Below are 13,931 nucleotides of genomic sequence, written 5' to 3'. Positions count from 1 at the left end.
AGATCAAGCCAGCTCATAACCTAAACTATGGATTTGAACATCACGACCGGCACATGACCGGCCATAGATAACGGAGGGTTATATTCGAATGAAAGAAGCTCGTGTACAGGTAAAGGTACCCCTTGTCCCTCGTCCAGGTATGCAAGAGCCGGAGGGAAATACCGTTTCTGGAGTGGAAAAAGACAAGCCTGCACCATCGAACCCGAGGACTGTTCCATCACAGCCTGCAAGATTATCCAATCCAGGACGGGTGTCGACTGATGAGCTGAACCGACAGACAACCGAGCACATTCATATACCTGTTATTGAGCTGGACCAGTTCCGCCGTGTGAAGCGTCGCCGAATGCGGACATTTGGACGAAAACCCCGATGGGGACGCAATACGACGCGATGGCAACCTGCTGCCGCTGTATCTGCCTTATTGGCAATGGCGCTGCTGATTCCGGTAATTCTGGTGTGGCCACGGACAAGTGAATCACCAAAGCCGATCCCTGCTCCAACAGATTCAAGCAGTTCAAGAACCCGAGCTCCTGCGCCAGCCGTTCCTGTTACCTACCCTGAACCTAAAGTACGCGTATACCTGTCTGCAACGGGCACAACGATGAATCTGCCACTGGAAGACTATGTTACCGGGGTGGTGGCAGCTGAGATGCCTGCGGAATTCAGACTGGAGGCGTTAAAGGCGCAGGCAATAGCAGCTCGTACATTTATCGTGCGTAGGTTAGCTGCGAGTGATACAAGTGGTGTTCCATCGGGTGCGGCGGATGTGACGGATACGGTCAGCCATCAGGTGTTTATTCCGCCTGATCAGGTGAAAGCGGATTGGACGCGTCTAGGGAAGGCAAAGGAATGGGAGAAGCTGCAACAGGCTGTACGCGAAAGTCGAGATACAGTGATGACATATCAGGGCAAGGCAATCACCGCATCTTTTTTTTCCACAAGTAATGGGTATACCGAGAATGCTGAGGATGTATGGGGGAACGCCGTGCCGTATCTGCAAAGTGTAGACAGTCCGTGGGACAAAAACCTGGCACCAGGATTCAAGCAGACCGTCACCATGAAGCGTAATGATATTCTGCAGAAGTTAAACTTGGATGCTATTCCGGTTACCGCCCAGAAGGGTGGATCGTGGATGGAAGTATTGTCTACAACCAAAGGACATCGGATTAAGGAAATGCAGATCGCAGGTGAGACATTCAGCGGACCCGAAGTTCGTAAACTGCTTGGATTAAGATCCAGCCAGTTCAGTTGGAAGACCACAGGTGACGAAATCCAGATTACAACGTACGGTTACGGTCATGGGGTTGGCATGAGCCAATGGGGAGCAAACGGCATGGCGCAGGAGGGACACACGGCCACCCAAATTCTCAAACACTACTATACCGGCATTTCATTCGGACAGGCATCCAAGATGCTTGCATCGAAGTAGGAGAGATGAACACGGATGGATAAAGCGAGATAATTCGAATGGGTAGGAATACGTGCGAATCTATGCAAATGTATGGGGATGAGCAGTCTAGGTTTGGAACTCATCAGACTCCCCATATACCAGTCGCGCTAACGAATCTGACAGACCTTATTGGGCGTTATCAAGACGAATGGAAATTCTAACGAACCTCAGACACGTTATATCACGATATACCACCGAACTGATCCGATAATAGCGCCCAAAAGAGTAATTAGCGTGTCTAGGGTTCTTTAGAATTCCTAAGCAGGGATTTCCCCGCCAATAAGACCGTCTGAGTTCGTTAGAAATATTTTATTATTCTAATCACTAACAAAATGGTGGATACTGCCACTCACTACATGCTCATTCGCAATAAGCAAGCCGAACCAGAACCAAAACGTTGAAATCAAGTTTCCAAGCCCTAAGGTTAAAAAATTGATTTATGTTCCCTGTCTACCAAGCAACTTCTAACTATAATGTAACCATTCATGATCCAGTTTCTTTTAAATCAAGATGTTAGATGGAACATTCAGTATTGGCGCGCTTTGTCTATCTCTAATCTCACATCTCACTTTCAAAGAACCTGGGTGGTTTAAATCTGCATTATCCAGTCACATCCTATATCCTTTCTCTCACCGATAAATGCACTTCATAGAAAGATTGACCCCTACAGCCAATCCGGACCAGTCTACCAACACCCATTCCGGAGCTTTCGAGATTCGGCTATATATGCGAAGAGTGCTAGCCGTATGGGGAGCGCAGGGGACAGAAAAGAACTGTAGAAACAAAGTGTCCGCCTTTACTACCGGATTTCACCATTCCGGAGCTTTCGAGATTCGGCTATATATGCGAAGAGTGCTAGCCGTATGGGGAGCGCAGGGGACAGAAAAGAACTGTAGAAACAAAGTGTCCGCCTTTACTACCGGATTTCACCTTTGAAGAAGGTGATAGAAGAAATCTGGTAGTAACCAGCGGTCGAAAGGTTTTCTGGCCCCGAAGCGGCGCACGAACTAACACTCATCTCCAACATATATAGCACTCTCTGAAACCTCCGTGAAAATAATTAGAGTCGCGCGTGTATAAAAGAGTTGCACCCGGTAACACTTGTTACTGAGGTGATTAACATGAATGAACAAAACAAAAAAACAAACCAAGAAGAAACTCCTAAAACAACTCAAGGAGTACCGGCTAGCCAGCCCTCTTCATGGAAAAGAGCAATGTCCAAACGCTGGGTCTTCCCGGCAGCCTACATCGCAGCAGCAGGCATTATACTAACCTTAGTGTGGGTCTATCAGGGCACAGGCGACAAAACGCTAAACTCGGACCCTGCTAGCGGGGTAGTAGAAACAGGTGCATCGGCGGGTACAGAAGGAACAGTAGGCGGAGAAGAAGAAAGTGTGGAAGTTGTTGCAAAGTCGGAGAATTTTGTATGGCCGGTAGCGGTACCGTCCGAAATTTCGGTAGTGAAACCTTTCTATGATAGCGAAGCTTCAACCGAGGAACATGAAGCGGCAATGGTGCAGTACAATGATACATTCATCCCGAACACGGGTGTGGATCTGGCACGTGGGGATAACAAAACGTTTGAAGTCAAAGCAGCGCTTGCCGGTAAAGTTACCCGGGTTGAGCAAAATCCGCTCACAGGTCAAGTTGTGGAAATCACACACAGCGATAACCTGAAGACGGTATACCAAAGCTTGGCAGACGTCAAAGTGAAACAGGACGACGAAGTGAAACAGGGAGATGCGATTGCATCCGCTGGCGTGAATGAATTGGGTAAAACGCTTGGCAATCACCTTCACTTTGAAGTGTACGAAGACGGACAGCCAGTTAACCCGCAAGGATATCTTCCGGAAAAATAAATGAATTTTACCGCAGCAACATGACGGGCAGAGGGTTAAACCTCTGCTCTTTTTGTGCTTTTCAGAAAATAATGGGACCTTCGAAGCTTGTCACACCTCTAAACCGCGAATATATAGGCATGCTCCTCATATAATGTACCAAACTATCCACACAGTAGGGAGGCGGGAGCGTGCACGATTACATCAAGGAACGGACCATCAAAATTGGTCGCTGCATTGTTGAGACGAGGAATACGGTCCGTACCATAGCCAAAGAATTCGGCGTGTCAAAGAGTACTGTGCATAAGGATCTGACGGAGCGTCTGCCAGAAATCAACCCTGATCTTGCTGACCAGGTGAAACACATTTTGGAGTATCACAAGTCCATCCGCCATTTGCGGGGCGGTGAAGCGACCAAAATTAAATACAAAAAAACGAGTGGCAAGAAACGTGAGGTGTTGGCTTCCGCCAAATCGTAAGCATCTTCACAAAGACGTAGGCCAAAAAGCTCACACATGCATTGAATCCCTCCCCTGAAGTATGATATGTTAAAAGCTGGTACAGGATCGAATTATGACATCTTATCAGCCCGATTTTTACATATATATGTTGCACTTTGTCGAACGAGCGGTGACGTGATAAGGGACTCTTTTTCACAGGATACGCTGACCAAATAATATCACTTTGGGGGCTCTTTTATGTTTAGCAAGGATATCGGTATTGATCTTGGCACGGCGAACGTGCTTATTCACGTGAAAGGAAGTGGGGTTGTCCTCGATGAACCTTCCGTCGTGACCATTGAAAGAGATACGAAGCGTGTCCTTGCTGTTGGGGAAGAAGCGCGTCGTATGGTGGGGCGTACTCCAGGTAACATTGTTGCCATTAGACCGCTGCGTGACGGCGTTATTGCGGACTTCGAGATTACAGAAGCGATGCTCAGACATTTCATTAATCGTGTGGGTGCAAGAAGCTGGTACAGCCACCCTCGAATTCTGATCTGTGCACCAACGAACATTACTTCCGTGGAGCAGAAGGCCATCCGTGAGGCGGCAGAACGCAGTGGTGCCAAAGAAGTGTTTCTGGAAGAAGAGCCGAAAGCGGCAGCGATCGGTGCGGGAATGGATATTTTTCAGCCGAGCGGCAATATGGTCGTGGATATCGGCGGCGGTACGACTGACGTTGCAGTCCTTTCTATGGGCGACGTGGTCACCGCCTCTTCTATTAAAGTCGCAGGGGACAAGTTCGACGAAGCCATTATCAAGTTTATCAAAGCCAAGTACAAGCTCATGATCGGTGAACGGACCGCTGAAGACATCAAAATTGCGATTGGTACCGTACATCCGGGTGGACATCAAACAGAGATGGACATTCGCGGACGCGATATGGTATCCGGCCTGCCTGTTACCGTAACGATATCGGGAAATGAAGTACAGGAAGCGCTTTGGGATTCCGTACAATCCATCATCGTGGCAGCCAAATCGGTATTGGAACGTACACCGCCTGAATTGTCAGCGGACATTATCGACCGTGGTGTTGTATTGACTGGCGGAGGTGCATTGCTGAACGGACTGGACGAGCTTTTGTCCAATGAATTGCATGTACCGGTATGGGTTGCGGAAGATCCAATGCACTGTGTCGTGAAGGGGACAGGCATAATGCTTAATAATTTGGATCAGGTGGTTAAGAAAAAGTTCTAATCTGCCGATATAAATAGCAAAGGTTCGCCATGCTCGGAAAGCAGAACGGACAAGCAGCCAACCTGTGATGCAGGTCAAGCGCTTGAGGAGAGGGGTTAATTCATGTTAAGAGGTCTGTACACCGCTACTGCGGGAATGATTACGCAACAACGCCGCCATGACACAGCAACACAGAATATCGTAAATATGAACACCACGGGATATAAACAAGTGAACAGCGTAAGCCGTTCCTTCCCGGAAATGCTCATTACTTTGGTAGGCGGAGATGCAAATCTTCCAACAAAGCGGCTGGGCAAGCTGAACACGGGGGTGTTCGCGGAAGAGAGTTTGTCCATGAATTTGCAGGGGACCATTATGGAGACTGGGCAGAAAAATGATTTTTCCATTTCATCCAATATGACTGTCAATGATCCGCAGACTGGACAACCTGTCCCGTTTGACGCATCAGGCAAATTTGTACGGGCCGACGGCACGGTGACTTACCAGCCTCAGGCGTATTTTACAGTTCAGGATGCAGAAGGTAACACCGGATATACACGCGATGGTCACTTCGAGATTACTGGAACGGGACAATTGCTGAGTTCAACAGGCTCACAAGTGTTGGATAATAATGGACAACCTGTAGTGTTGACAGGTTCTGTGGAGCAATTTAAAGTGGATGAGCAAGGCCGTTTGGTAGATGCAGCAACGGGTGCACCAACAGGGGTTACTCTTGGCATTAGTGTCATTGACCAGCCGAATCAACTGGTTCGTCAAGGTAATGGCAACTTCAGTCTCAGCGATGCAAACGGGGCAACGTCCCGGGTGATGGCAGCTGGTGATAATGTGCAGATCCGTCAGGGTTACCTGGAAGGTTCCAATGTGGATGCCTCACAGGCAACGGTTGATATGAACGCCGCATTCCGGGCGTATGAAGCCAACCAGAAGGTCGTACAATTCTACGACCGCAGTCTGGATAAAGCCGTCAATGAAGTCGGGCGTGTATAACGCCGACGTTTAAATATAACCGCGCAGCGGAGAGCCAAACGCCCTTTGCGTAGCAAAGCAGAGAGGCTCACGTCAAGCGCAAGAGCCTAAACGCATCCGAGCCTATGCGAGGATTACGTGGCAGTACCTAAGCGCAGCGACGGTCCCGACAGCCCTTTGCGGAGCAAAGCAAGGAGAGACCCCGCGGAGCGCAAGAGCCTAGACGCAGCCGAGCCTATGCGAGGGAATGCGTAGCAGTACCTGAGCGCAGCGACGGTCTCGACAGCCCTTTGCGAAGCAAAGCAAGGAAGAGACCCCGCGGAGCTACACGCCGCATAAAGAGCGTGCTGTGCTATGATTCAGCCATGTGAAACTATGGCGGGAATCATAGCACGGCAGTCGCGGCGCACACACACCACCGTCACTTAGCAAGATCGTACCCCACTTACCTAATCCGCCTGTTTCGGGAGTCCAGAGGGCAGCGCCATCTGGGGCCCTCCCTACAAGGGAGGGTTTGGGAGGGTGGACAGGACACAAGGGAGGGTATACCACCAATGAATAATTCCATGATTAGTGCCAAGGTGTCCATGACTGCGATACAGCAGCGTCTGGATGTCATTTCCGATAATATTGCCAACGTGAATACGGCAGGCTATAAGAGCAAGCAAGCGGCCTTCGAGGATGTGCTGACCCGGGTTCAACAACAACCGGACAAGTACAAACTGGATGGACGTTCCACACCGATGGGATATAACCTCGGTTTTGGTGCTCGTTTGGCAGATGTAACGAAGGATATGTCTCAAGGCCCCTTGAACGAGACTGGCCTTCCGACCGATCTGGCCATTGAGGGAAATGCCATGTTTGCAGTTGAAGCAAATGGGGAGAAAATGTGGACATGTCAGGGTGCATTTCATTTTGTACCTGATACAAGACCTAAGCCTACTCCGAATTCACCTGATATGATGGTGATGGTCAATGGCGAAGGCCACTTTGCCTTGGATCGTCAAGGCAATCGTATTACGGCACCGAATAATAGCAAAGTTGCTTTTGATGAAAATGGCAACCTGTTAATCCGACGCGGTAATGAGGCAAACGCAACCATTGGAGCACAGCTGCAAGTGGTAGACATTGAACGCCCTGAGGGGCTGGTACAGTATGCGGATAACCTGTTTGGTATGGATGCGGGATTAACCGAGGATGATGTGTTTGGCGCCAACGCAGCTACACGTCAAGCGGCTGCCTTGATCCGTCCAGGATTTCTGGAGCAATCCAATGTAGATCTGACACAGGAGATGTCTTTGCTTATGCAAGGACAGCGGACATATCAGCTGGCGGCAAAGGCGCTAACTTCAAGTGATTCCATGTTGGGTCTTGCCAACAATATGAGAGCGTAAAAGGTGAATGTGATGACAGAAACACAGCAGCAGAACAGTAAGCCGGAGAAAAAGGAAGTCAAGAAGAAGAAGAGTGGATGGCGCATCGCAAGATGGTTCCTGGTTCCGGTCCTGCTTGTTCTTGCCCTTGCTGGCGGAATGGTAGCTGGATATGTGGTACTGGGCAAACAGGATATCGGTTCCGTATGGCAATGGAGTACATGGGAACATGTATATAATCTGGTATTCGCTCCATAATGTAACGAGTTAAGCGAAAACTCCTGCGCAGGCAGGAGTTTTCTTTTTGACGTTGAAAACAGTATAATGATGGATGACGTTTGACGTCACAAAAGAGGCCTCCCCTGCGAAAGACATTCGTCATCGCGAAGAGAGACCCCTTATCTTAACCTTCACTACTGCAGTCATGAAGGATATAACTAGTGTTAACCGAAAATATGCTTTCCATACAAAATTTAAAAATTAAAAACCTTTTATATGAGCTTCGACTTGATCATAATCAGGTTTTCCATGTCCGCACTAAAGTCAGTGAAGGGAACGGAATCGTTCGAAAGAAGCGAAGCGCTCGCCTTTGTTTCCTAATGTTATCCATCTGAAAAATAGTTCAGAAACATTAGGAAACAACAGCGATCGAAAGAACGATCCGTAACCGTAACGGTCACCTATGCGCACATGAAAAATCCATGATGAAGAACGCTCATATAAACATCCCGAGAGGAGATTACACTGTGCTCGATATCAAACAGATTCAAGAAATCATCCCGCACCGCCCCCCGTTTCTGCTGGTGGACAAGATTCTAGAGATTGAGGATGGCAAACGTGCCGTTGGTTTGAAAAACGTAACCATTAACGAACCTTTCTTCATTGGTCATTTCCCAGAGTATCCGGTAATGCCGGGTGTACTGATTACAGAAGCGCTGGCGCAAGTTGGTGCAGTAGCCATTCTGAATTTGGAAGGCAACAAAGGAAAAATCGGCTTTTTGGCGGGACTGGACAACTTCCGATTCCGTGGACAAGTTGTGCCCGGAGATACGTTGATTCTGGAAGTGGAGATTACACGTCTCAAGGGTTCTATCGGTAAAGGTAAAGCAACTGCCCGAGTGAACGACAAAGTGGTCGCTGAAGGCGAGATTATGTTTGCACTGTCTGACCCAAGCTGATTACATACGTGAGCATTGACATCATGCAGGAACGTAGACGGACCGAATGATGCAAGATGCTGAAGTAACTCAGCACACCTGAATTTATATAGACGGAAGGGGTTTATCGGAATGGAACAGTTAAGCACAGTAGCAGCAGAGACGTTGCAGCAATGGTTGGAGGATGCTTCGATTGATGAAGCAACGAAACAGGAGCTTCGTGACTTGCAGGATCAGCCGAAAGAGCTGGAGGAACGTTTTTACAGAAACCTGGAGTTTGGTACAGGGGGATTACGCGGGGTCATTGGTGCGGGAAGTAACCGGATGAACCGTTACACCGTAGGTCGGGCAACGCAAGGATTTGCGCGTTATTTGCTTGAGCAGCATGGTGACCAAGAAGGCAAACCTTCTGTTGTCATTGCTCATGATTCCCGTCATTTCTCACCTGAATTCACACTGGATGCTGCGCTTGTACTGGCTGGAAACGGCATTGTAGCCAAGCTGTTCCCATCCCTGCGTTCAACTCCTGAGTTGTCATTCGCGGTGCGTCATCAGAAGGCAACTGGCGGGATCGTTGTAACAGCGAGCCATAACCCACCGGAATATAACGGCTACAAAGTATACAATCATGAGGGCGGTCAATTGGTACCGGATGAAGCGGAAAAAGTCATTCAGTACATCCAGGAAGTGCCTTCCCTTGCTGACGTGAAGAAACTGACGCAAGAAGAAGCAGAAGCTCAGGGGCTCTTGATCTGGTTGGGTGAAGACCAAGATCAAGCGTTTGTGGATACCGTAGCAAGTCGCAGTCTGAGCCGCGAACTGATCCAATCCGGCATTGGCCGTGATTTCAAAATCGTTTACACACCGCTTCACGGAACAGGTAACATCCCTGTACGTCGCGTGTTGGAGCAGATCGGATTCGAGCAAGTGCATATTGTAGCCGAACAAGAACAGCCGGATGCTGAGTTCTCTACCGTGAAATCCCCTAACCCGGAAGAACGCGAAGCGTTTACGCTTGCAATGAAGCTGGGAGAATCCGTAGGCGCTGACATTCTGATCGGAACAGATCCGGATGCAGACCGTATGGGTGCTGTCGTGAAAGACAATGATGGCAAATATTTCGTCTTGTCCGGTAACCAGTCTGGTGCCATTATGGTACATTACCTGCTCAGTCGCCTGCAAGAGACAGGTACACTGCCAAGCAACGGTGCAGTTGTCAAAACAATCGTAACAAGTGAGATGGGTGCTGTCATTGCCGAACATTACGGTGCAGAAGTGATGAACACACTGACAGGCTTCAAATATATCGGTGAAAAAATGAACCAGTTCGAAGCAACAGGCAGTCATACATTCTTGTTCGGATATGAAGAGAGTTATGGCTACCTTTCCGGCAACTATGCCCGTGACAAGGATGCTGTCCTTGCCTCGATGCTGATTGCTGAAGCAGCTGCGTATTATAAGAGCCAAGGCAAGACGTTGTATGATGTTTTGCAAGAGTTGTACAACCAATTCGGATATTTCTTGGAGAAGCTGAAGTCCCGTACGCTGAAAGGCAAAGACGGCGTAGCTCAGATTCAAGCCAAAATGACGGACTGGCGTTCCAATCCACCACAAGAAGTAGCGGGAATTGCTGTACAAGATGTGCTGGACTACTCCCTTGGTCTGGACGGTCTTCCGAAGGAGAACGTACTGAAGTTCATTTTGGCAGACGGTTCATGGTTCTGCTTGCGCCCTTCTGGGACAGAACCGAAGATCAAAGTATACTTCGCCGTGCGTGGAGAGAATTTGGAAGATGCGGAAAGCCGGATCGAGCGTCTGGTGACTATAGTGATGTCGCGTGTAGACGCACAATAATACGAATGCAACAATGAGCAAGAACATGAGAAGGCCTCTCCGCACCGTAAGGTTGGTTGGCGGAGGGGTTTTTCTTTGAAATAATATTACAGATGGATCTATATAAATTGAACTGAACATTTACACGAGAACGTAGAGGGCAGAAATAACCTGAAGAAGTGAAACGTTCGCCTTTATCACCAGATTTTCACCTTTATTAAAAGTGAATCAAAAAAATCGGGGGATAACAGCGATCGGAAGGTTGTTCTGCCATCGAAGTGGCGAGTGTAAATAATGCTTTAGTTCAATCTATATAGCATATAAGAGGGCTTGTTGACACAAGCTGTTTGTAACCTATTGTATGAATGTTAAATGAACGAATTACTTGAGCTGAACGTGCATTTGGTTCCAACACTTGAGGAGGTACATGTAGTGCGTCAAAAATGGCTTTATTGGAATAACGCTTCTCGGAAGTGGTTGTGGCTCGTCGTTATTATCGGTCTGGTTGCGTCCATCCCTGTCATCAGTGATCGGGTGCAGACAGAATCTTCTGCCAAAAAGGTGGAGCTTGTCTTCAATTATCGGGGTCTGCTGGATATCTCAGCGTATCAGGCACATCCGCAAGATTTCATGAATGAACAATTGACTCGTCTAAAAGACGCAGGCGTAACAACGATGGCTGTGTTCGAAAGTACATTGGACGAGCTGAGAAAAACACGCCGACTAATGGTGTACAACGGCCAGGATCTCGCAAACCTGACCAAAGATGTGATCCCTTCTAATGCAAATTACACGTATGTGTTATTTACATCGGAGGAAAACGCACAGACGTATACCCCTATTATTGAACAAACGTTCGCTGATCGGCAGATTCCGGTAGTACCTTGGGAATATGAAGGTCGAAGCGGCTTAATATTGCAGACTCCTCCGGAGAATGCCAACATGCAGCCTTTGCAGCCCGATCCGGTTGCCGTGAAGATGCTGCGTGATAAAGGTTTCTACATTTTGCCGCGGATCTCGGACAGTGTGCCATACAGCCAGGAATCAATGGAGCGCTTGCTTACCTTCTTCGAAGAGAATGGCGTAAAGCGCATCTTGTTTGATGGTGATGCTGTGAAAGGGTACAATGATAATGCAGAGATGAAGAGTCTCGACCAATTCGCACAGTTGCTGAACAAGCACAATATTGGTCTTGCAGCCATTGAGAACTTGAAGAAACCGCAGTCTGGATTCGAGACCCTTGCTTATAAAACGGATTACAACGTTACGCGTCTGTACTCGCTTAGTGATGGAGATGCCAATCTGGACGTAGACACGATTGCTGACCGTTTTGTTCTCGCAACCAAGGATCGTAACATTCGTATGCTCTATATGAATGCATCGCCAAGCCGGAATACAGCAAAGGCCATGATTACAGATCCAATTGAGAATCTGATCAACAGCCTGGGTGAGCCGGGTCATGCGGTAGAACGCATGGCGAAGCATGGATTCGAGCTAGGACAAGCTGAGGCATTTACAGTTAAGGATTCGTCGATTCAGCGTTATGCCAAGCTGGTTGCTCTTGTTGGTGCAATTGCGATGATTGCACTTATGGTTTCTTATTTTATCCCACTACTGACCTTGATCGCATTTGCGGTTGCTCTGGTGGGCAGTGCAGGATTGTTCCTCTTGAAACCAACGCTGCTGGAGCAAGGAATCGCCTTGCTTGTGGCAATCGCCGCGCCGACCATAGCGATGGTGCTGGCCGTTCGTACAGTGAACTATCAGCAACAGCGTCAACCCGACGCATCTGCGGGTCGTCGTTTGAAACAGACATTAGTTTTATATGTAAGAACTTCGATTCTGTCATTCCTGGCGGTACCTTTTGTCATCGCATTGCTTAACAGTATTACGTACAGTCTGGTGATTAACCAGTTCCGCGGCGTGAGTCTGTTGCACTTTGCACCTATGGCACTGGTAGCGATTTATATTGTGTTTTATCGTGGTTCAGGTTCGTTCTCTATTAAGAAAATTAAAGAAATGCTTCGTATGCCAATTAATGTGTTAATGGTTGTTTTGGCGCTTGTTGCTGCCGTTGTTGGGTACTATTACTTGAGCCGTACAGGCAACTCGGGTTCAGTAACACCATTAGAGATGTTCCTTCGTACCACGTTGGAAGATACGTTCGGTGTACGTCCGAGATTCAAAGAATTTATGCTGGGACACCCGCTGTTTATCGTTGGCGTGTTCGCCGCTTTAAAATATCGTAAAGTCATCTTTGTGCTCATTATTGCAGCGATTGGACAGTTGTCCATGGTGGATACGTTCGCGCATATCCATACGCCGGCTGTATTGTCACTCATTCGTGGAGTGATGGGATTGGGACTTGGCTTAATCTTCGGTATCATTGCTGTGGGTGTGTGGCAAGTAGCGGAAGGATGTTGGAAAAAATGGTCACCACTTCTCAAAAGTTAGTCATCTCGGGGTATTACGGATTCCGCAATAGCGGAGACGAAGCGGTGCTAAAGTCGATTTTGACAGCGCTGGAAGAGGAAAGCCAAAGGTCGAACATAACCATTGAACCTATTGTTCTCTCGGGTGATCCCGAGTCGACAACCGCCATGTACGGTGTGCGCTCCGTGCATCGTATGAAATTGAAGGAAGTCCGTGAAGCACTCAAGGAGAGCGATGGGTTAATCAGTGGCGGAGGAAGTCTATTGCAGGATGCAACTGGACTGAAATCCATTCCTTATTATCTGGGTGTAATCAAACTGGCCCAGTGGTTGAAAAAACCAACGTTTATCTATGCACAGGGGATTGGTCCTGTGAATCGTAAAATTTTTAATCCGATGATCAAATCGGTTTTTAAGGCCTGCACCTATGTATCCGTACGGGATGAACAATCTGCAGATTACCTGCGTGGGCTTGGGTTACAGTGGAATCAGATCCATGTTGTACCCGACCCCGTAATGGGTTTGCCATTACCTGAAACAAATTCGAAAGCTGTAGCAGGCGCTACTTCAGCAGATGCTGTTAACCAGGCTAATCGAGTGGAACCTTCAACTGGAGGACATACCAAGCTTCCTGTGATCGGCGTATCGGTACGTTTCTGGGAGTCAGACCGAAAGGAACTTACGGCTATTGCAGCAGGATTGAAAAAGCTATGCTCCAAAAGAGCGGTGCACTTGCGTTTTCTGCCATTTCATCTGCCGGTTGATGAACAGGCATCACGATTCCTTATGGAAATGCTCGGTGATGTGACCAGCAAAGGCAGCGAGATTAGCATCACAGAAGATATGACCGATCCTCAGCTTATGCTGGAGGAAGTCAGCAAATGTGATCTCGTCATCGGTATGCGTCTGCACAGTCTGATTTATGCAGCTTCGCAATATGTGCCTCCGGTGGGCATCTCGTATGATCCCAAAATTGATCAATTCCTGCTTCGCCTGGATAGTGAACCAGCAGGCAATACGGATACACTCGATGGCGACAAACTCGCGAAGACTGTTGTTGGACTGCTGGATCAACGTTCACAGTGGTTGAAGGAACATGAAGAAGGTATCACCCAACTGAAGCAGGAAGCCAGAGTACCTGCGCAGCAGATTATTAACTATTTAGGCCGCAAAGGATGAGATAAA

General features: G+C 48.2%; 11 protein-coding genes. All 11 read left to right on the top strand.

Features of this window, described 5'->3' with window-relative positions; translation table 11 throughout:
* Positions 1 to 88: 88 nt before the first annotated feature.
* Positions 89 to 1,429, top strand: a complete 1,341-nt coding sequence (spoIID, locus tag BS614_RS00180) for a stage II sporulation protein D (RefSeq protein ID WP_074092524.1) — start codon at positions 89 to 91, stop codon at positions 1,427 to 1,429.
* Positions 1,430 to 2,571: 1,142 nt separating this feature from the next.
* On the top strand, positions 2,572 to 3,309 hold the full coding sequence (locus tag BS614_RS00175) for a M23 family metallopeptidase (RefSeq protein ID WP_074092523.1): 738 nt from the start codon (positions 2,572 to 2,574) through the stop codon (positions 3,307 to 3,309).
* A 170-nt stretch (positions 3,310 to 3,479) separates the two neighbouring features.
* Complete coding sequence (gene spoIIID / locus BS614_RS00170) at positions 3,480 to 3,767, top strand: sporulation transcriptional regulator SpoIIID (RefSeq protein ID WP_024632710.1); 288 nt, start codon at positions 3,480 to 3,482, stop codon at positions 3,765 to 3,767.
* A gap of 219 nt (positions 3,768 to 3,986) precedes the next feature.
* Positions 3,987 to 4,985, top strand: a complete 999-nt coding sequence (gene mreB / locus BS614_RS00165; RefSeq protein WP_036612542.1) for a rod shape-determining protein — start codon at positions 3,987 to 3,989, stop codon at positions 4,983 to 4,985.
* 102 nt (positions 4,986 to 5,087) lie between these two features.
* Positions 5,088 to 5,972, top strand: coding sequence for a flagellar hook-basal body protein (locus BS614_RS00160; protein ID WP_074092522.1), 885 nt, complete (start codon positions 5,088 to 5,090; stop codon positions 5,970 to 5,972).
* A 533-nt stretch (positions 5,973 to 6,505) separates the two neighbouring features.
* On the top strand, positions 6,506 to 7,345 hold the full coding sequence (locus tag BS614_RS00155) for a flagellar hook-basal body protein (protein ID WP_074092521.1): 840 nt from the start codon (positions 6,506 to 6,508) through the stop codon (positions 7,343 to 7,345).
* Between the two features lie 12 nt (positions 7,346 to 7,357).
* Positions 7,358 to 7,582, top strand: coding sequence for a DNA-directed RNA polymerase subunit beta (locus BS614_RS00150; protein ID WP_017691949.1), 225 nt, complete (start codon positions 7,358 to 7,360; stop codon positions 7,580 to 7,582).
* 488 nt (positions 7,583 to 8,070) lie between these two features.
* A complete protein-coding gene (gene fabZ / locus BS614_RS00145; RefSeq protein ID WP_036613058.1) occupies positions 8,071 to 8,502 on the top strand; it encodes a 3-hydroxyacyl-ACP dehydratase FabZ in 432 nt (143 codons plus the stop codon).
* Between the two features lie 111 nt (positions 8,503 to 8,613).
* The gene (locus BS614_RS00140) at positions 8,614 to 10,335 is read left to right on the top strand and encodes a phospho-sugar mutase (protein ID WP_074092520.1); all 1,722 of its coding nucleotides are present in this window, start codon (positions 8,614 to 8,616) and stop codon (positions 10,333 to 10,335) included.
* A 411-nt stretch (positions 10,336 to 10,746) separates the two neighbouring features.
* On the top strand, positions 10,747 to 12,768 hold the full coding sequence (locus BS614_RS00135; protein ID WP_074092519.1) for a DUF5693 family protein: 2,022 nt from the start codon (positions 10,747 to 10,749) through the stop codon (positions 12,766 to 12,768).
* Positions 12,744 to 13,925, top strand: a complete 1,182-nt coding sequence (gene csaB / locus BS614_RS00130) for a polysaccharide pyruvyl transferase CsaB (protein WP_074092518.1) — start codon at positions 12,744 to 12,746, stop codon at positions 13,923 to 13,925. The genes BS614_RS00135 and csaB overlap by 25 nt, the downstream gene beginning before the upstream one ends.
* Positions 13,926 to 13,931: the final 6 nt, after the last annotated feature.

This window comes from Paenibacillus xylanexedens, assembly GCF_001908275.1.
Taxonomy (GTDB): Bacteria; Bacillota; Bacilli; order Paenibacillales; family Paenibacillaceae; genus Paenibacillus; species Paenibacillus xylanexedens_A.
Note: the sequence above shows the minus strand (reverse complement) of the source record. Positions and strands in the feature narration are given on the sequence as shown.

Bases quoted from the DNA above. Each gene is read 5' to 3' on its own strand.
- spoIID (WP_074092524.1), top strand. From the start codon at position 89: ATGAAAGAAGCTCGTGTACAGGTAAAGGTACCCCTTGTCCCTCGTCCA.
- BS614_RS00175 (WP_074092523.1), top strand. From the start codon at position 2,572: ATGAATGAACAAAACAAAAAAACAAACCAAGAAGAAACTCCTAAAACA.
- mreB (WP_036612542.1), top strand. From the start codon at position 3,987: ATGTTTAGCAAGGATATCGGTATTGATCTTGGCACGGCGAACGTGCTT.
- BS614_RS00160 (WP_074092522.1), top strand. From the start codon at position 5,088: ATGTTAAGAGGTCTGTACACCGCTACTGCGGGAATGATTACGCAACAA.
- BS614_RS00155 (WP_074092521.1), top strand. From the start codon at position 6,506: ATGAATAATTCCATGATTAGTGCCAAGGTGTCCATGACTGCGATACAG.
- BS614_RS00150 (WP_017691949.1), top strand. From the start codon at position 7,358: ATGACAGAAACACAGCAGCAGAACAGTAAGCCGGAGAAAAAGGAAGTC.
- BS614_RS00140 (WP_074092520.1), top strand. From the start codon at position 8,614: ATGGAACAGTTAAGCACAGTAGCAGCAGAGACGTTGCAGCAATGGTTG.
- csaB (WP_074092518.1), top strand. From the start codon at position 12,744: ATGGTCACCACTTCTCAAAAGTTAGTCATCTCGGGGTATTACGGATTC.